An 18,049-nucleotide genomic window follows, 5' to 3' on the forward strand; every position below is an offset into this window, starting at 1 on the left:
CGGGGGTGAAGAGCCAAGGAACCGAGCGGACGTTGAATACGGTCACGCAAGCTTCCCTCGCCGCGCCGGCCGTACTTCGCCCCCGGCAATAGCGACTCGCGAGGACGAGCGGGAGGGCCACTCACCCGACCGCAGGATCGGGTTCCGCCGCGCCGTGCTGTCGGAGTTCGCGGAAGGGGGAGTATGCAGTCAACCCTCGCAAACCAGCGTCAGGACGAGTTTCGCCCGCGCAAACCGACACGTGCGGGCGAAACTAGTGGCTACGACCACGGCGGAATGTAGAAGCCCCAACGCCCGGAGGGAAGCTGCTGGCACCCAAGCACGTTGGTGTATCCCCATTGGAAGTACTGATTGCGGATCTTCTGGCAGCTGGCCTGCGTTGTCCCGCCATCAATGAGCCGGAACGACGCCGCCGATGCCGGAGACACCCCCAACAGCACCGAGGCAATTATCGTGGCTCCAACCGTCACTGCAATGATCCGTCGCTTCATATCGACCTTCCATGGATACCGGCCAACTCGGTGCGCGGATTGCGCATAGTTTCCGGCTCAAATCCAGTAATAGCCGATCGAAAGACTCTATTTCACAATGTTACAAAGGTGCTGAAGTCGACAGAATTGCTCCGTCGCACACCTTGTCCAACTGGCCAATAGTCCAAATGAGTGAATTTACGCTGTCGTTTATCTCGGATGGCGCGCCGTCAACAAGGTTGTTCCCTTCTTGCACCAGCGAGTCCACCGCCTCCCGGACCTGACCGAGCGCCTCCCCTTCAGCCGAATCGGCCTCGGTGTCAATGTGAGAGACCGCATCACTGAGCAGACCGAGATTCGCCGTGATCTCAGCAGGCTCAGAAGTGTCGAGGCCGGCACTCAGCGCGCTAGTGATGGAGCGCACCACCGTCGCACCCTCCACACATGCTGAATCGATCGGCGGGGTAGAGGAGCACGCTGGGAGGAGAGCACCGAGCGTCACAACCGATCCAGCCGCGAGTAACGATCTTGCGAAAGCCTTCACTTGCCCAGGGTCCCGGCAGCTCGCTGCCTTGCTCGAACGCTCATCGCCCACGCAACGACCCAGATAGCGGTGACCAGAATCGCGACGCAGACTGCGACAACCATCGCCGGACCCTCCGTCCCGAGGTAGGGGAGAGCCCAATTCTCGACCTCAGGCCGCTGCGAGAACTCTGCGATGTTCCTACGTGCAATGATCTCGACGGTGATGACGTATGCAGCCCACGCCGACCCAACCACGGTCGCAACAGCGACGACCCACATCCACCAACGCTTCATTCCATCACCCTCTCGCTCAGCCGAGCACTGTAGCCCAGTATCGGCTAGGAACCATTTGAGTCTCGCGAAATGACGCGGATTCTCGGAGTCGACGCGGCCTGAAGTCTCGCGATCCTCGGGATGATCGCCCTTCATTGCTTGCCGCCGATCACGATCGACAACTCTCCCGTCATTCATGCTCTGGTCGGCGATCAGCGACCACAGCTACTGTTTGCACTGCTAGACGGGATCTCGCTCGGCATCATCTCCGCGCGTGGTGACTATGCGTCTGCGCGATCTGAAGCGCGCCGCTCCATCACCATCCGCGCGGTGGTCCTGATCGCTCTCGGCCTGCTCCTCAGTCTGTGGGGCTCGGGAGTGATCGTCATCCTGGACTACTACGGATTCTTCTTCCTCCTCGCCCTCCCGATGCTGTTCCTTCGGCGAGGGGTACTCCTCAGCGTCAGCATCTCGCTCGCCGCACTAGGCCCGTTCCTGATCACGGCGTTCATGTGGCTAGTTGACGGGGTCACCATCCCGATGGTCCTCCAGCAGTTCGTGATCTGGACGTTCGCCGGCCAATACCCTGCGGTGATCTGGATGCCCTACATCCTCTTCGGACTGTGGATGCAACGCGCCGGACTACTCGTCGCGACGAAGATGCTTCGCCTCGCCATCATTGCGCTGATCGTTGGCATCGGATGTGCGGCAGTTGTTCCACTGATGTCGCTCACTCCTGAGGTGCCCAGTGCCTTGAGTGGGATCAGCGCTGGCGCTTTCGGTGCTGCTCTAATCTGGGTGCTTGTGGTCGTGCTGAGGCGGCCGGCAGGCGGCGCGCGAAAGCTTGTGGCTCTTACGACGAGCATAGGCAGCATGCCGCTTTCGATCTACGTCCTGCACGTTCTAGTGATATCTCTGATCGTCGAGGTATCCGGGATATCCAAGCTTCAAAGTTGGTCATCGTTCTGGATTGTTGCAGTTCTTTGTGTAGTATTCGCGTGCACATGGCGAATACTCTTGGGTCGGGGACCGATCGAACAACTCACCCGGTGGATGACGACACAATCGCAGGGGATTCCTGCTACTTTCGCCAAATGAAATCCTCACCTATTCGGAAAGTGCCCGTACTCGCCGTTTCAGCGGCAATGGGCATCGCGCTACTGCTGGGGCCCGCGAGTCCCGCCAGCGCGTCGACGATTGTGCCCGCGACCTTCAACCCGGACGCCTGCGTCGTCAAGCTCGGTTGGAACAACGTCTTCAAATACATCAACGGTGTGAAGTACCAGCGGTTCGGCTGGTTCAACGGCGCGAACAAGTGCCCGCGAGAGGAATGGCGTATCCCCGGCAGTGGCGGCGGCGGGGGGATGTAGCCGGGCGCACCCCACCAGAGAGGCACCTCGCGATCCGGAGGGACCGCGAGGTGCCTCTCGGCTTCTAGCGACGGCCCCGTTCACGTGTTCCTGCGCGCCACGAAGGCCCGACTATGTGAGGACATGCAGTCAGAGGGAAGGCACTGAGCTCAGGCGAGATGTATGACGGGGGCGACTCGATCACCACGTGGAATGCTCGTGGCGCAGCAGAGGATTGGTGTCCAGCGCCAGGCCCAGTCCGGACGCCAGCATGGTCGCTCATGGAGGGTGACCAGCGAGACGGAACGCCCATCCAGGAGCGCCTGAAAAAGCTGAGAGGCGCCTAGCGGTAAGTCTGAGGTGTCTGGCTCGGCTCCTGCGGTCCTGCCGTTGCCCGCTCGACTTGACGGGCAAGTTGCACTGCGGTAGGCGCTCGACGGCGGTCAGATCCTCTCCGCCCTCGATCCCTGGGTCTGCGAGTTCGTCAAACTCAACAACGCCGTCCGATCTCCCGCACGTTGAGGGTCTAGCTGAGTGTGGTTAGGAGGTGGGTGTTGCGTTTTGCGATGAGTCGGCGGAGGTAGGGAACCAGCACTAGTCGTTCGGCGAGCATTCCGAAGACCGGTGACGCGATTGTGACCGTGTCGGTGATGCGGGAGCCTGTGGCGAGCTGCTCGAACTGGTGCTCGTGAACGAACGTCTTGAATGGACCATGGACTTGTTTGTCGACGAATCGCGTTGGGCGGTCGAGGGCCGTGATCTGTGAGGTCATGGTCCACCAGATGCCGAAGTGACGAGCTCGCCAGGTCACCGTCTCGTCGAGACCGATCCGGCCCTTCACGACGCCGGCCACTGCACTCTCGCCGGACTGTGCCATTGACGCGACGTGCGCGTCGATATCAAGGCACAAGTCGAATAGCACCTCAGCATTGATCGGCGCCTCGGTGACGAGGGTGAAGGTCGAGGGCACCATCCCATCTTGCCGCCGTACGACGACCGGCGGATCATCGTGCACGCCAGCGGGTGCCTCAACAACTGCCGCCAGCCGCCTTGCCGACTCTCCAATCACTAACGATCTGCTCAAGCCGGCGGCGCTCGGCGTCTGGCCAGCCATGGCGTCTCGCGTACTCAGATGTGCGACACCTCATTTTGTAAAGCCTGGGCGTGAAGTGCTCCGAAGGGAGCGTTGTCTGGGCGTTCATCGGCTCCGGGGGTTCAGCACCGCGAGGAACACCGCGGCGGCCGTCCGTGGCGTTCGGCCGATCGCTGTCAACACCTTCCGAGTCCGGGCGAACCTCTCGATCCAGAATGGGGCTGGGGTCAGCAACGCGCGCTGCGCTGCGCTCAACCGGTGAGTTCGACCTCGATGCTCCGCGACCGCCAGAGAGTGCTGAATCTGGCGACGATCACGCACAGGAAGAAGGTGATGCCTGTCGCCCACATGGCCCCCTGCAACCCGATCCACGAGCCCAGAGCGCCGAAGAGCAATGCGCCCACGGGGATGATGCCCCAAGAGATGAACTGGCTTACGGCTCCGAGCCGGCCCAGCAGGTGCGGCGGACAGATCGCCTGACGCGCGGCTCCGGTGATCACCGAAACCATCGCGATCGCCGCTCCCAGCACCCCAGTTCCGAGCCCGTAGAGCGCTGCGCCGACCAGGCCAGGGAACAGGGCCGCGAGCGGGGCCAGGAGCCCGAAGATGGGGCCCAGTACAAGCGATGCCCGCCAGACGGCCCCGCTGCCGTACTTCCGACTCAACCGGCCAACAGCCATCGCACCGATCAGCCCGCCTAGGCCTCCGACGGCGAATGCGATGCCGATAGCGGCCTCGTCAACGTCCACGACCTCTAGGAGGAAGGGTACGGCGATCGCGAACTGGCCCGCCATAGCCACGTTCCATGCAAGGTTCGTGGCGAGGATGGTCCGGAAAGTCGGATGCCCCAACGTGTATCGGACACCTTCCACCATTTGACGCCAGAAGGTTGCCGGCGAGTCCTCATCGAGCAGGACTCTCTCCTTCTCCTTCGTCGTTTGAACCAGGATCGCCGACGCGATAGCAAGGACGGCCTCGATGGCGATGGCGAACGGTGCCCGAAAGATCTGCACGATGATGCCAGCAACGGCCTGACCGGCGGTGTCAGTTGCCGTGCTGACCGTTGCGAGCTTGCCGTTGGCGGAGAGGAGCTCGTCGTGGGGTACGAGAGAGGGCAGGTATGCCGTGTTGGCTGTTGTCGTGAAGACGGCGACGACGCCGGTCGCGGCCGCCACGATGAACAACTGCGGCAGTGAGAGGACCCCGGCCCACCACGCAAGTGGGATCGTCGCCAGCAGTGCCCCGCGCAGGAGCCCGCCGGCCACAATCACGCGCTTTCGAGACCATCTGTCGACCCATACGCCGACGGGAAGACCGACGGCCAACCACGCTGCTTGCTCTGCGGCGACCAGCGCTGCGACTTCGAACGCGTTCGCACCGAGCAGTGTGAATGCGATCACCGGCAACGCGATCGTGCTGACGACGTCGCCGAACGTGTTCATCCCGGTGGCCACCAGGAAGCGATGGAATCCGGATGCGCGAGAGGCGCCGATAGCGGTTGCGTCGGTCATTTCAGTCTTTCAGCTGGTATGTGAAGCTGTTGCGTTCGGGCACGATGAGCGCTCGAACGTAGGGGTCTGGCGCGCGTCGTCGATGCCTGCCCAGGTCGTACAAATCCGCGATAGCCGATGTGGCTTCGAGTACTGCGGCGATCCCCGGCTCGCGTCCTGGGCACATGCCGGGCCCGCGACCGAACGGCAGGAACGCCTTCGATCGTTCCATGGCGCGGTCTGCGAACGGCTCTGCCTGGAAACTGTCGGCGCCCGTATGGATTGGTGAGCGATGGATCGCGGCCGAGGCAATAATGACTTCCTGCCCCCGCCGGACTGCCTCCGTGCCGAGTTGGTGGTCTACGCGAGCAGTGCGGACGAGTCGCCATGATGTCGGGTACAGCCGCAGCGTCTCCATGATGAACGGACGATCGAGCGTGGTCTCCGGAGAGAGCCTGGCGTCGGCGAGCAGCATGGTCATTTCGAGGGCTGTGCCAGCGAACGCGACTACGGACTGTACGAGCCTCAGGAAGAGCTCTCCTCGTTCGTGTGTCGTCAGGTCCGTTGGGACCGCCGCGACGGCTCCCATCAAGTCATTCCGATCAGGACCGAGGGCGTCGATGCGCTCTCCCAGCGCGGCGCGCCCCCGTCGACGCCACCACGCTGGGAGCTCTCCCCAGCGGGCGCGGATGTCATGCCGAATGGTGCGCCAACGGATGAACTCATCAATGGCGCGATCGACGACCGGGTCTCCGTCGCCGGTGAGAGCGGGCCGGAAAGACTCGCGCATGACACGAACGCCCCAACCCTGACTGTGAGCAACGCCGCTCACACCCCAGGCGCGCTGAACCGCCTGATGGACGTCATCGCGCGACCCAGACGAGAGGCTGACGAGCGCGCTGGTGAGCGTTCTGCGCACGGAGTGGTCCAGCGGCGCATGATGCTGGGTGCGGAAGAACGCCGACTCGTCGACATACAGATCCGGGCTGGTCAGCACCGTGTGGGCAAGCGTCGCATCAAGAACGACAAGGGGTCCGCTGTCCAGCGAGAGCGTCCGCGTACCGGCAGATGCCAACCGGTTCCATCTGTCGGTGTGCCACCACAAGTTCCTTGCCCGCAACATTCCTCCACGTCACATCACAGTGGCCCGCAGCGGCGCCGCGGGCCACCGACGAAGATCAGATCCCGTACTTGTTGGCGTACTTCAGACGCGCGATCTGGCGCTCTCCACGGGCGATGGCGACGAACTTCTTCACTGCGGACATGAGTACTTCCTTCGTGTAGGAACCAAGCTCTTGATGCTCAGGCTTCAACGCCTGCCGGCATCTCCAGCGCCCTCCGCCTGGAGGGCACTACACGGTAACTGCCGCGTCCGTCCTCGCGAGTCGAGATAGAACAAGGGGGTAGCGTCCGCAAAGGTCTCGCGGGTGCTGATCGGCGTGGCGAGCAGAGACGCCAAACGTTGCCGAACAAAGCGGACGATTGGCTCGTCGTGCTGGCATGCCGCTGTCAGAAGGTCTCCGGGGCCCCGCATCTACCCGATACGGAACCCTAAAACCCGGGCCAAAGATTCACTCAAACAGACGACGCCATGCCCGCTCTCGTGTGGTCGTCGCGGTCGACGTCGACGGCGTGTGGTCCGTCGCACCACCAGAACCGAGGCCTGCGTACCATTCGGCAATCAGATGCGCCGCTTCCGACACCAGCGTGAACGGCGCTGGTGTCGGAAGCGCGGGCATCGCAGGGCCGCGCGCGGCGGAACTTGGTCGCCGGGCGACGTTTCTGCAGCAAATGGCGGCTCGCGAAGTTGCCGCAGGGTGTCAAGTGACGCGCGGGTCTCGATCTCACGCGGCGCCCAGCTTTGCGTGCTACATTCAAGACAACTCATCAACCAACGGTTGAAGGAGTATCCGAGGCCGTCTCTAAATGGGGCGGCCTCCGCCATTTGCCCAGTAGGCATCATGCTCCCGTCGCAGTTTGTCGCGGCGGTTGCGGAACTCGACGGGGTACGCGGTTACAAGCATCGCGTACGCGGGTCGCGAGCCGACGATCACGACGTAGGAGAAGTCGGCTAGCGAGATCAGATAGTTGGTCTCCACGCCGCGGCTGGACGTGCGTGTGTTCATCCACCAGGCAATCCGCTCCGACGACGGTGTGGGGTAAGTTGTCGCGAACTCGTCCAGAATCAGACGTGGCCAGGTGATCCGTTCGCATCGGGCGAGATCGGGAGTCCGATTGGCTTCAACTGGACCTTCGGTAGTGATGTGCCGGTACGTGAAGCAACGCCCGTCTTCCTCAGGGTTCCGACGGATGGAGAGCCGCTGGTTGGGCACCGGCCACGCCGGTTGGGTGAGGCGGAAGTCGCCGTGGTACTGGTCGTAGCAGGCCTGCTCGTAGGCAGCCCAGTTCCCGCCGACGCTGTTCAGACTGAGACCGAGCGGCGGCCAGCCGTCGGTCACGACCTGCCCGTCCATCGGAACAAGTTGAACTTCTTCTCGCTGGGGCTCGTCGACCGCGTCAGTGATGTGTTGGAGAGCTTCTCGATGCGCTCGATCAGGTGCAGCTTCGCAGTGCTCGTGGAGAGGTGACGGTTCGCATACCCGATGGCACCGATCAGGAGGTCCGCCAGCTGCATCTGGATGACTTCGTGCGACTGAACGATCTGCAACCGCGAGATCTGCTGCTTGTCGAAGTCATGGCTGGCGCGGCTGAGGATGTCGTGCAGGCGGCGCACCTTTGTGCCGCTGCGGGAGTCCTTCTTATCGAGGTAGATGCGCTGCTGGTACCCATCGACATGAAACCGCGTCAGCAGCTGGTACATCATCTTGTAGTACCAGTCGTCGTGGGTCTGTCCGAAGCTCTCGTGATTGAGTGCGGTCTTGTCGGCGATCACTGCGCGGAAGCGGAGGTTGTTCTCGCTGAAGAAGTACTCGATGAGTTCTTCGTAGTACTCGAGCTTCGCTGGCGACACCTTCGTCCATTTAATTTCGAACGCGGCCGGCAGCTCATGCTTCGCGCGGATCTCACGGAGGCGTGCGGCGATTTCGGGGGCGCTATCGAGTGGGCAGGCAATGCCGCCGAGCACCATAACCGGGTACGCGTCACCAGGCAGGTGCAGGCTCTCATCGCAGTAGATGTTGGCAATGTTGCTCAACGGTTTCCCATCACTTTCGCTCTCCAAGAAGCCTAGCCGCGCACCCGGACAGCTCCCTGCGTGGCACCGCGCCGCGATGCCCACGGGCTACGTGCAAGACCAGCCAGCCAGCGACTTAGGAGTACCTCGGGCTCCTCGATAGCGCGATCCCTCTGATGCGAACGCGTTGAGGTTCGCGCGTCGTCAGTCATCCGATCGGATGAAATCGGCCACCAGCTGCAATGGCATGGCAAGGAGTTGCGGTTGCGTTGCTCCGCTCAACTGGCGAACTCGCGCAGCCCAGACAGTGGGCTGTCAACCAGAAATGCCGATCGCGGCAGGCGCGGGAGTTGTGCCACCGTAGGGCTGCTTCATCGCTCGCGGGAGCACTAGTACGAAGGAGTACTGGTGTGCAACGCAAACCTCAGTCCAGACCCTCATCCCCGGCTGTTCCCTCAGCGCGCGGTGGAAGGAACGCGCACCCAAACGGATGCTGACCGCGCATGCACGTTCCATGGAAGCCCGAGAAAAGCTGATGCAAGCCCGCCCAGCGGGCACCGCACACGCTGTATTCGACATGCGATTGCGTCGCTGCGAAAACCTTCTTGACCTGGAGTTGTCGTGTCGCAGTGGAAAACTCAGAGGCTTACCGCGGAAAGTGTCCAGGGAGGGCCCTGGAGACCCCTTGAGCCGCCTGGGCTCGCGGAAAAAGTTACAGCGCCACAGAACGAAGGCCCCCGGGTGACCGGGGGCCTTCGGCGTCTCCGGCTCGTGACGATCGGGGGGCCCGGCACCACGGGTAGCGTGGGCGTCGTGCGCGAGTTGACTGTGGCCGGTGCGGAGTTCGTCCGAGAGCGGCATCTCGGCACACTCTCCACGATGTCGAGGCGGGGCGGGATCCATGCGGTCCCTGTCGGATTCACGGTGAACGACGGGATCGTCCGGATCATCACCTCCCGGACGTCGCAGAAGGTCCAGAACATCCTCCGCGACGGCACCGCCACGGTCAGTGCGGTTCACGGCGCGAACTGGATCGCCTTCCAGGGGACCGCGTCGATCCACGATGACCCCGCGGAGGTCGCACGGGCCGTCGCCCTGTACGCCGAGAAGTACCGTCAGCCCCGCGAGAATCCCCTCAGAGTGGCGATCCATGTCGTCCCGGATCGGCTGATGGGAAGCGCGGGACTGCTGGTCTGACCGTCAGGCGCCGTCGAGCGAGGGGACCAGCGTGAAGACGATCTCCTCGACCTCCCGGCCGAGGCCGGGGGCGAAGTCGACGTTGCGCGAGAGCTCTGTGAATCCGACCTTCTGCAGCACCGCGATCGATCCGGCGTTGTGGGCCGCGGCGCGGGCGAAGAGCGGGCGGATCGGCTCGTGGGAGATCAGCAGGCGCAGTGCGGCGGTGGCGACCCCTCGACCCCACGCGTGCCGGGCGATCCAGTAGCTGACCTCCCGGTCGCCGTCGACCGTGAATGCCGCCGCGGTGCCGGCGAAGCCGCCGTTCTCGGTCACGACCAGGCACAGCACGTCCTCGGCGGCGCGCTGGCGGGCGATCCACGCGTCGAACGCGGCGCGGTCGTCGGGGTCGGACGCCGTGAACGCGGCCATCGCCACGGCATCGGGGTCGCGCATCATCTCGAAGACCGCGTCGAGGTCGTCGTCGTCGAACGGCCGCAGATCGATGTGGTTCACGCGAGCCACGCTAGCCGCGGCATCCGACGTCGAAAAGGGCGGCCGCCGACCTCTGGGTCAGGGGAGGCCGTGGATGCCGCGCAGCAGCGCCTCGGCGCCGTCGCCGTCGCGCGCGACGAGCGCCGCGCGGAACTCCTCGTAGGCCGCGGTGCGGCCGATGGGACATTCGAGGAACGGCTGCCAGCCGACCATGTCGCGGCGGATCGCGAACTCGTACTCGCGGACGAACTGCAGGAGCGCGTAGTTGCCGGCGGCATTCGTGATCACAGCGAAGAAGACATGGCTCGCGTCGGCGAGGGCGATGGGGTCGTCCGCGCGGGAGGCGGCGATCACCTCGTCGAGACGCTCCAGCGCCTGGGCCACGGCTTCATCCTCGGCACGCGCACACGCCATCCGCACAGCCAGGCCCATGTTGAAGGCGACCAGCTCCGCGGTGTCGATCTGCCGGTTCGGCTGCGACACCCTCGTGTACCGGTGCGGCGACACCTCCACCAGTCCCACGCGTTCCAGTCGCTGCAGGGCTTCGCGCACCGGCGTCCGCGAGACGCCCAGCCACTCGGCCAGCTCATGGTCGCGCAGCCGCTCTCCGGGGGCGAGGCGGCCATCGAGGATCGCCTCACCGAGGCGCGCGTAAACCTCGTCTCCGAGGACGGCACCGCGCGGGTCGAGCGGAGCGAAGGGAGCAGTCATGGGTGGACCCAGTGTACGCCGGAGGATTCACCTGCATAGACCCGGTTTTCGCCGCATGATTCCGCGGGTTCCACCCCTCGCCCTGGCGTTGATATATCGGTACGATGTGCATGTCCACGTTTCGGCGTGGCCTATCCGGGGGGATCCGTCGACGCCCGGGCTTCGAGCACCGCTCAGCCCGGGCGTACGATGGGCATACCCGAACCCTCATCGTCGCGTGCAACATTTGTGTCACCATCCGACGAGGGTCTCGCCGTGCGCCCGCGAGTTCACTACGTTGGAGTGAATCGCCGCAATCGCGACGAGATCAACGAAGAACGGCAAGTAATGGCAACGCAGGGCACCGTCAAGTGGTTCAACTCCGAGAAGGGATTCGGCTTCATCGCTCCCGATGAAGGCGGCGCAGACGTCTTCGCGCACTACAGCGCCATCGAGTCGAGCGGCTACCGCTCGCTCGAGGAGAACCAGCGAGTCGAGTTCGAGATCGCCCAGGGCCCCAAGGGCCTCCAGGCTGAGAACATCCGCCCGCTCTGAGTCGAGCGGTCTGATCGCCTCACGCGATCGATGAGCCGCGGCATCCCCCCTCTGACGATCGTGGGTGCCGCGGCTTCAGCGTGCCTGCGCGCAGGAGTCGGCGCCGCACCCGTCGACGCAGCGCAGCGCTCGCTGATCGGGGGAAAGTTTGCACGAGCGTAACCTGCGCGAAGCACCCGACGCCTAGCGTGGGGCCTGTGCGGCTCTTCATGCGCACGCGGCCGATGTCGTCCGGACGGACACATCGACGATTGGACGCAGCGCATGGCAGAGATCTCCCGGCGGGTGGCCCTCTCGCTCCTCCTGGCCGCTCCGGCGGTGCTGGTGGCATGCTCCGTCCCGGATCGCGCCAGCGCCCGCCCGACCCCCACGCCGACGCCCACCACCCACGCGTCCAGCGGGATGCCCGCATCGCTGTCGAACGCGGCCGTGCCGCAGGGACCGCTCGCCGCGGCGCCGTTCGGGCCCACCGGCCACCACTGGCCGACCCGCACACCGCGTCCCTCGGACGCGTTCGACCTCGTCGTCGAGGCCGAGTGCACGTGGAAGGACATCGCGCGCTCGATCTCGTACGTCGCCGAGCGCTCGCCCCACGGCAAGTGCTGCGTCCTGGTCAAACCGGGTGTGCTGCCCGGCTACGGCGCGGGCTCGTCGAAGCCGCCGGTGCTGCAGGGGATCGGCGCGCTCGACCGCGACCACCGGGTGCTGGTGATGCCCCGCGAAGGATCCGCGAGCATCACCTTCAGCGACGCGATCCGGATGGACGCCGTGAAGGGGGTCGCCTTCGCCGGGTTCTGGCTCTTCCCTCAGAGCATCGTGCTGACGTCGGTGCAGGACTTCGCGTGGGCCTGGTCGAAGGGCCAGGCCTTCAACATCACCGCCGGCGCCTCGGGACCGGCATCCCACATCGAGCTGGTGGAATGCGTGACCCCGGAGGCCAAGCTGACCGACGCGGATGTCTGGGCCATCCGGACGGGCGACAATCCCTGGAACGACATCCAGATCGTGGGCTGCTACCTGGCGCCCTCGTACAAGAGCGCGAGCTCGTCGGCGCACTGTGACACGCTGCAGCTGTCGGGCAACAGTCCGGGTAGGGATCTGGTCATCCGCGACACCGTGATCTTCGCGTCCACCAACTCCGGAGTGATCCCCTCCGACCGCACCAGCGGCATCGTGTTCGATCACAGCCTCGTCGTCGGGGGCGACCGCATGGTCGTCCGCTACCCGCTGCCGTCCGGCGCGAACGCCTTCGCCTCGGGCAAGCCCGCGGCCGTCAACGGCATCGGCACCGTCGACGCGCTGTCAGCCGTGTCGTCGACCTTCGTGGGGAACCTGCGCGGACAGTGGCTGTCGGTGCAGAACTGCATCGCGTCGATCCCCCGGCCGCCCGCCGTCACCTCCGGCCAGTTCAGCGTCGACCTCTCGCTCAACGCGATCGGCGCCGACTGGCTGGATGCCCGTGCTCCGCTGCCGACCGACGAGGCGCTCCGACTGGCATGGAGCCTGTGACGAGGAAGGCGGCGCGACGATGGTCGAGGTGATCCACTGGAACCCGCGGCGCAACCGCATCCCGGTGCTGCGGCGGTACCGCGTGGGGCCACGCGTCGGCAATTTCGGCGACCTGATCGGCCCGCTCGTCGTGGCGGCGATCCGCCGGCGCGAGGCCATCGGCGCCGGCGGCGACGGCCGGCGCCTGCTGGCCGTCGGGTCGATCCTGCACCTGGCGCGCGACGGCGATGTCATCTGGGGCACCGGCGTGAACGGCAAGATCGCGGTGAGTCAGCACCGTTTCACGACCCTGGACGTGCGCGCCGTGCGCGGCCCGCTGACGCGCGCGTGGCTCCGCGACGAGAAGGGCATCGACGCGCCCGCGGTCTACGGCGATCCCGCACTGCTGCTGAAGCTGGTCAGGCCCGATCTGTTCGCCGACGATCCGGGGCCGCGTCGCCCGCTGACCATCGTCCCCAACCTCAACGACCACGCAAGGATGTCGGCGCACGCGGCGACGATCGACCCGCGACGGCCTGTGCACGAGGTGGTCCGCGCGATCCGGGCGAGCGAGGTCGTCGTCGCGTCCTCGCTCCACGGCATCCTCGTGGCAGAGCTCGCCGGAGTGCCGGTCGTCCCGCTCGCCAGCCGTGGCGACGGTCCGCTCGGGCCCGAGCCGCTGTTCAAGTACGAGGACTACTTCAGCGGCACCGGCCGGCCGCTGCCGGAGTTCGCCCCTGACCTGGAGACGGCGATCGAACAGGCGGCAGCGGCGCCGGCGCCCGATCTGCACGTGGCGCCGATCGCGGATCGGCTCATGGCAGCATTCCCGCGCGACGTCTGGAGGTCGGCATGAGAGGCATCGACGGCATGGTCGTGGTCGGAGGAGTGCAGCGCATCCGCGATGCCGCGTTCACGGTGTTCGCCCGGAACGGCTTCGCCGAGTTCGGCAGCGGGAGCCGGATCATGCTGCCCTTTCGCGCCGGCAACCCGCACAAGGTCGCCGTGGGACGCAACGTGCTCATCGGGCCGTCGTCGTGGTTCATGGTCCCGATCCTGGACACGGACGGACCGGTCATCCACATCCATGACCGCGTGCGCATGAACCAGACCTCGATCGCCGCGGTCGTGGAGGTGGTCGTCGAGGAGGCGGTCGGCATCGCCCGGGGCGTCTACATCGCGGATCACATGCACGGATTCGATGATCCGGCGCTGCCCGTGCGCGATCAGCCGCTGGCCAGGGTCGCGCCCGTGCGCGTGAGACGCGGGGCATGGCTCGGACAGAACGCGGTCGTGATGCCGGGCGTGACCATCGGCGAAGGCGCGGTGGTGGGGGCGAACAGCGTGGTGACGCGCGACGTCCCCGCCCGCACCGTCGTGGCGGGGGCACCTGCGCGCGTGATCCGGGAGTTCGTGTCGTGAATGCCGCCCGCGACGTCGTCTTCACCTTCTCGTACGAGACCTACGCGGATGCCGTCGCGCGGGGCATGATGCGCCCGCCCGACCGGATCCTGCAGACGCTCCTCGGGGCGGACCAGGTCGACGGCGTGCTCGTCGCCAACCCCTTCCGCAGCCTGCCGAGTGTGCTGTCCAGACGGCTGCGGCGCGCAGACCCGGGCTTTCCGACCGGGCGCCGACGCGCACTCGTCACGCCCACCCGGCTGGCGCGCGCGGACCCCGTCGACCTCGATCGCATCGTGCGGACGTATCGGAGGTACGACGGGGTGCTCCGAAGGCGGGCCGCGTCGCTCGGCATCCACAAGCCCGCCGTCATCACGACGAATCCGCTGGTCGCCGCGTTCTGCCCGTTCGCGTGGGCGTCGACGGTCACCTACTTCGGGCGCGACGACTGGCTGAGCTCCGCGGCGAGACAGGCGTACTGGCCGGCCTATCGCGCGGCATATCGCCAGATCCGGGAGTCCGAGGTCGCCGTCGCCGCCGTCTCGCAGGAGATCATCGACCGCATCGATCCGCTCGGCCCGCGCGCGGTCGTGCCCAACGGCGTCGAGCCCGAGGAATGGCGCGGGGAGGCTCCGCCCGCTCCGGCGTGGCTGGCGGAGATCCCGACGCCGCGTGCCGTCTACGCCGGAACGCTGGACCAGCGGCTGGACACCGAGGGCATCGCAGCGCTGGCGGCGGACCGCCCGGAGCTGCAGATCATCCTCGCGGGCCCGGCGCCCGACCCGGAGTACGTCGCGGGCGTGCGCGGCATCCCGAACGTCCATGTGCACGGGGGAATGGGGCGACGGGAACTCGTCGCGACGCTGCGCAACTGCCAGCTGTCGCTGGTCGCCCACCGCCGCACCCCCCTCACCGAGGCCATGAGTCCGCTCAAGGTGTACGAGTACCTCGCGGCGGGACTGCCCGTGGTCTCGGTGGACCTGGGGCCGATCCGCCGGGCCGACGCCCGGATCCTCATCGCGGGGAGCACCGCCGAGATGGGTCCTCTCACGGACCGCGCCCTGGCCGAGGGCGGCATGACAGAGGCGGAGCGGACGGACTTCATCGATCGTCACAGTTGGGCCTCGCGCCACGAGGTGGTCCTGTCGCTCGCTCTGCGGTCCGGTTTGTTACACCGGAGTGAAGAGTTCCTTCCCGCCGTGTGAAACCAGGTCGCAGACCCGTGACGCCGCCCCATCGATCGGCTTAGCCTGAGGTCCACCACGGCGGGCATCGGGACCGCCGTCAAGGCTCCACTGCACCATGCCGGCCGCCCTGGGGCGCCGGTTCCATAGGGTCAGCGCCGCCCCTGAAGCTACTCATGCGTCTTCCGGGGGGTCGCATATGAGTTCTCTGGGTCATTCACTGGCAGCGACCGAGTCACCCGCGGTCGCTGCAGGCACCGCCGCGGTGCCGAGGCAGCCGCGTGCCGCCGCGTGGTACTCGCGGCTCGTCACGGGAATCTTCGTCGGCGACCTCGTGGCGATCGCCGCATCGCTCGGGATCGCGAGCTTCGTCCGGTTCGGCGCCACGACGCAATGGCGTGCCGCCTCCGCGGCGGCGTACGGGGTCGCGGCGGTCGTGGTGGCGGTGCTGTGGGCGCTGTCGCTGTGGGCGGTGAAGAGCAGGGCCAAGCGGATCGTCGGCGAAGGGCTCACCGAGTATCAGCGTGTGACGAACGCGACCCTGCTCGCCTTCGGCTGCGTGGCCATCTTCTGCTACGTCGGGCAGATCGACTTCGCTCGCGGCTACGTGGCGGTGGCGATGCCGCTCGGCTGGGTGCTGCTGCTGGCCAACCGGCTGTTCTGGCGGCGTTCCCTCATGACGCTGCGCCGCAACGGCCGCTGCTTCACCGGCGCCATGGTGGTGGGCTCTGCTCTCGATGTCGACCGCGTCGTCGCGCAGCTGCGGGCGAACTTCGGCGCCGGGTACAAGCCGGTCGCCGTCTCGCTCACCGAGCCGCTCGAGGACGCGCCCGCGGATGTCGTCCGGCGGCTGCGGGGAATGCCTCGCGTCGAGTTCGATGCCGTCGTGCCCGCCACACGCGATTCGCGCACGAAAGCGCTCATGGTCGCCGGCGACCTGCCGCATGGCCGGGAGCAGATCCGGCAGCTGGGCTGGCAGCTCGAGAACTCGAAGGCGGAGCTGATCCTCGTCTCGCGGCTCACCGACGTGGCCGGACCGCGCATCCACCTGCGCCCTGTCGTGGGACTGCCCATGGTGCATGTCCAGCTGCCGCAGTACTCCGGGTTCGCGCACTCCGTCAAGCGCGTGTTCGACGTGGTCGCGACCTCTGTCGGACTGCTGGTCCTTTCGCCGGTCCTGGCCGTCATCGCCGTGGCGATCCGGCTCGGCGACGGCGGGCCCGTGTTCTTCCGGCAGGAGCGCGTGGGAGTGGGCGGCTCGTCCTTCACGATGTACAAGTTCCGATCGATGGTCGTCGACGCGGAGCGCAGGCGGGCCGAGCTCGCAGCTCAGTCGGACGGCAACGGCGTCCTCTTCAAGATGAAGGACGATCCCCGCGTGACGCGCGTGGGACGGGTGCTCCGACGGTTCTCGCTCGACGAGCTCCCGCAGCTGTGGAACGTGCTGCGCGGCGACATGAGCCTGGTGGGTCCGCGGCCGCCGCTGCCGAGCGAGGTCGAGGCGTACGCCGGGCACGAGACCCGGCGCCTGCTCTCCAAGCCGGGGATCACGGGGCTGTGGCAGGTGAGCGGGCGCAGCGATCTGGACTGGGAGCAGAGCGTCCGGCTGGACCTCTACTACGTCGAGAACTGGTCGTTCACCGGCGACCTGCTCCTCATCCTGCGGACCGTGCTGCAGATCTTCAAACACGACGGCGCGTACTGACGATGCGGCGCCTGCAAAGGAGGCGGACATGACGAAGACGATGATGGTGTGCTCCGGCGGCGGACACCTGAAGCAGCTCTTCACTCTCGCGGAGCGGCTGGGCGTCGCACCCGAGGACCAGGTGTGGCTCACGTTCGAGAACGGACTCTCGACCTCGCTCCTGGCCGGCCGGGAGGTGCACTTCGCGCCCTTCGTCGCGCCGCGGGATCTGAGCAGCCTGTGGCGCTTCCGGGCCGTCGCGTCGCGCGTGCTCGATCGGCACCGCTACGACCGGGCGTTCAGCACCGGTTCGAGTCCGGCGGTGGCGGTCCTGCCGATGGCGGCCGCAGGTGGCGCCCGCGCGCACTACATCGAGAGCGCGGCCCGCGCCGAGGGACCCAGCGTGTCGGGGCGCATCCTGCAGCGGCTCCGGCGGGTCCGCACCTACACGCAGTACCCGGTCTGGCAGAGCGAACGCTGGCGCTACGCGGGCTCGATCTACGACGGGTTCGCGCCCGGGCCGACGGCGCCGGTCGCTCCCGACCGCATCCGTCGCGCCGTCGTCACCGTCGGCACGCAGGAGGGTTACGGGTTCGATCGGCTGTACGACGCGGTCGTCCCTCTTCTCGCGGACTGCGACGACGTGCTGTGGCAGGTGGGTTCCCAGGATGTGTCGGCCTGGGGCATCGAAGGGCGCGACCGGGTGCCGCACGACGAACTGAACGCCGCCGTGCGTGAGGCGGACGTCGTGATCGCCCACTCGGGGACCGGTTCGGCGATCGCCGCCTTCGAGCAGGGCAAGTTCCCCGTGCTCGTGCCGCGCCTGGCCCGCCATCGCGAGCACGTGGACGACCACCAGGTGCAGATCGCACGGGAGATGCAGCGACGGTCGCTCGCCTTCATGCGAGCGCCCGAGGAGCTGGATGCCGACGTCCTGCGTGAGGCGGCACGTCGGTCGGTGGTCGAGGTCGAGGCCCCCGCCATGGCGCTGGACGGCTGACACCGCCCGGCGCACCGACGGGCACCTCCGCCTCTGGGGGCGG

19 protein-coding genes are annotated in these 18,049 nt (G+C 66.5%); 10 read left to right on the forward strand and 9 right to left on the reverse strand.

Annotation, left to right across the window (positions count from 1 at the left end; translation table 11 throughout):
* Positions 1-591: 591 nt before the first annotated feature.
* On the reverse strand, positions 592-897 hold the full coding sequence (locus tag ACFWJ8_RS04465) for a hypothetical protein (RefSeq protein ID WP_378809417.1): 306 nt from the start codon (positions 895-897) through the stop codon (positions 592-594).
* Between the two features lie 113 nt (positions 898-1,010).
* Positions 1,011-1,274, reverse strand: coding sequence for a hypothetical protein (locus tag ACFWJ8_RS04470; protein ID WP_378809419.1), 264 nt, complete (start codon positions 1,272-1,274; stop codon positions 1,011-1,013).
* 135 nt (positions 1,275-1,409) lie between these two features.
* On the opposite strand from ACFWJ8_RS04470, the gene ACFWJ8_RS04475 reads away from it, so the two are divergent.
* Complete coding sequence (locus ACFWJ8_RS04475; RefSeq protein ID WP_378809420.1) at positions 1,410-2,366, forward strand: acyltransferase family protein; 957 nt, start codon at positions 1,410-1,412, stop codon at positions 2,364-2,366.
* Positions 2,363-2,638: a hypothetical protein gene (locus ACFWJ8_RS04480; protein ID WP_378809421.1), complete on the forward strand. Its 276-nt coding sequence runs from the start codon at positions 2,363-2,365 to the stop codon at positions 2,636-2,638. Before ACFWJ8_RS04475 ends, ACFWJ8_RS04480 begins: the two co-directional genes overlap by 4 nt.
* Before the next feature lie 505 nt (positions 2,639-3,143).
* On the opposite strand, the gene ACFWJ8_RS04485 is transcribed toward ACFWJ8_RS04480, so the two are convergent.
* The 5 genes from ACFWJ8_RS04485 to ACFWJ8_RS04505 all read right to left on the reverse strand — a co-directional run bounded on the left by ACFWJ8_RS04485 (position 3,144) and on the right by ACFWJ8_RS04505 (position 8,354).
* Complete coding sequence (locus ACFWJ8_RS04485; RefSeq protein ID WP_378809423.1) at positions 3,144-3,731, reverse strand: SRPBCC family protein; 588 nt, start codon at positions 3,729-3,731, stop codon at positions 3,144-3,146.
* A gap of 230 nt (positions 3,732-3,961) precedes the next feature.
* A complete protein-coding gene (locus tag ACFWJ8_RS04490; protein ID WP_378809424.1) occupies positions 3,962-5,221 on the reverse strand; it encodes an MFS transporter in 1,260 nt (419 codons plus the stop codon).
* Position 5,222: 1 nt separating this feature from the next.
* Positions 5,223-6,305: a cytochrome P450 gene (locus ACFWJ8_RS04495; protein ID WP_378809425.1), complete on the reverse strand. Its 1,083-nt coding sequence runs from the start codon at positions 6,303-6,305 to the stop codon at positions 5,223-5,225.
* Positions 6,306-7,122: 817 nt separating this feature from the next.
* Positions 7,123-7,674: a hypothetical protein gene (locus tag ACFWJ8_RS04500; RefSeq protein WP_378809426.1), complete on the reverse strand. Its 552-nt coding sequence runs from the start codon at positions 7,672-7,674 to the stop codon at positions 7,123-7,125.
* Positions 7,656-8,354 carry a DUF3800 domain-containing protein gene (locus tag ACFWJ8_RS04505; protein ID WP_378809427.1) on the reverse strand — a complete coding sequence of 233 codons (699 nt, stop codon included), beginning with the start codon at positions 8,352-8,354 and terminating at the stop codon, positions 7,656-7,658. The genes ACFWJ8_RS04500 and ACFWJ8_RS04505 overlap by 19 nt, the downstream gene beginning before the upstream one ends.
* A gap of 792 nt (positions 8,355-9,146) precedes the next feature.
* Between ACFWJ8_RS04505 and ACFWJ8_RS04510 the strand changes: the two genes are divergently transcribed.
* Positions 9,147-9,530 (forward strand): pyridoxamine 5'-phosphate oxidase family protein, encoded by a 384-nt coding sequence (locus ACFWJ8_RS04510; protein ID WP_378809429.1) that lies wholly within the window; start codon positions 9,147-9,149, stop codon positions 9,528-9,530.
* 3 nt (positions 9,531-9,533) lie between these two features.
* Here the strand turns inward: ACFWJ8_RS04510 and ACFWJ8_RS04515 are convergent, their stop codons facing one another.
* Entirely contained in the window at positions 9,534-10,025 is a 492-nt protein-coding gene (locus tag ACFWJ8_RS04515; RefSeq protein WP_378809431.1) for a GNAT family N-acetyltransferase, read from the reverse strand.
* Between the two features lie 57 nt (positions 10,026-10,082).
* Positions 10,083-10,715 carry a GntR family transcriptional regulator gene (locus ACFWJ8_RS04520; protein WP_378809432.1) on the reverse strand — a complete coding sequence of 211 codons (633 nt, stop codon included), beginning with the start codon at positions 10,713-10,715 and terminating at the stop codon, positions 10,083-10,085.
* A 327-nt stretch (positions 10,716-11,042) separates the two neighbouring features.
* On the opposite strand from ACFWJ8_RS04520, the gene ACFWJ8_RS04525 reads away from it, so the two are divergent.
* From ACFWJ8_RS04525 to ACFWJ8_RS04555, 7 genes are all read left to right on the forward strand, one after another.
* Positions 11,043-11,249 carry a cold-shock protein gene (locus ACFWJ8_RS04525; protein ID WP_018173742.1) on the forward strand — a complete coding sequence of 69 codons (207 nt, stop codon included), beginning with the start codon at positions 11,043-11,045 and terminating at the stop codon, positions 11,247-11,249.
* A 264-nt stretch (positions 11,250-11,513) separates the two neighbouring features.
* Positions 11,514-12,758: a hypothetical protein gene (locus ACFWJ8_RS04530; protein ID WP_378809433.1), complete on the forward strand. Its 1,245-nt coding sequence runs from the start codon at positions 11,514-11,516 to the stop codon at positions 12,756-12,758.
* 19 nt (positions 12,759-12,777) lie between these two features.
* Positions 12,778-13,593 carry a polysaccharide pyruvyl transferase family protein gene (locus ACFWJ8_RS04535; protein WP_378809434.1) on the forward strand — a complete coding sequence of 272 codons (816 nt, stop codon included), beginning with the start codon at positions 12,778-12,780 and terminating at the stop codon, positions 13,591-13,593.
* A complete protein-coding gene (locus ACFWJ8_RS04540) occupies positions 13,590-14,159 on the forward strand; it encodes an acyltransferase (RefSeq protein ID WP_378809435.1) in 570 nt (189 codons plus the stop codon). The genes ACFWJ8_RS04535 and ACFWJ8_RS04540 overlap by 4 nt, the downstream gene beginning before the upstream one ends.
* The gene (locus ACFWJ8_RS04545; RefSeq protein ID WP_378809436.1) at positions 14,156-15,343 is read left to right on the forward strand and encodes a glycosyltransferase; all 1,188 of its coding nucleotides are present in this window, start codon (positions 14,156-14,158) and stop codon (positions 15,341-15,343) included. Before ACFWJ8_RS04540 ends, ACFWJ8_RS04545 begins: the two co-directional genes overlap by 4 nt.
* 244 nt (positions 15,344-15,587) lie before the next feature.
* Positions 15,588-17,027, forward strand: coding sequence for a sugar transferase (locus tag ACFWJ8_RS04550; RefSeq protein ID WP_378809438.1), 1,440 nt, complete (start codon positions 15,588-15,590; stop codon positions 17,025-17,027).
* Positions 17,028-17,055: 28 nt separating this feature from the next.
* Positions 17,056-18,006: a glycosyltransferase gene (locus tag ACFWJ8_RS04555; RefSeq protein ID WP_378809440.1), complete on the forward strand. Its 951-nt coding sequence runs from the start codon at positions 17,056-17,058 to the stop codon at positions 18,004-18,006.
* The last annotated feature ends 43 nt before the right edge of the window (positions 18,007-18,049 follow it).

This window comes from Microbacterium sp. NPDC058389, from assembly GCF_042722305.1.
Lineage (GTDB): Bacteria > Actinomycetota > Actinomycetes > Actinomycetales > Microbacteriaceae > Microbacterium.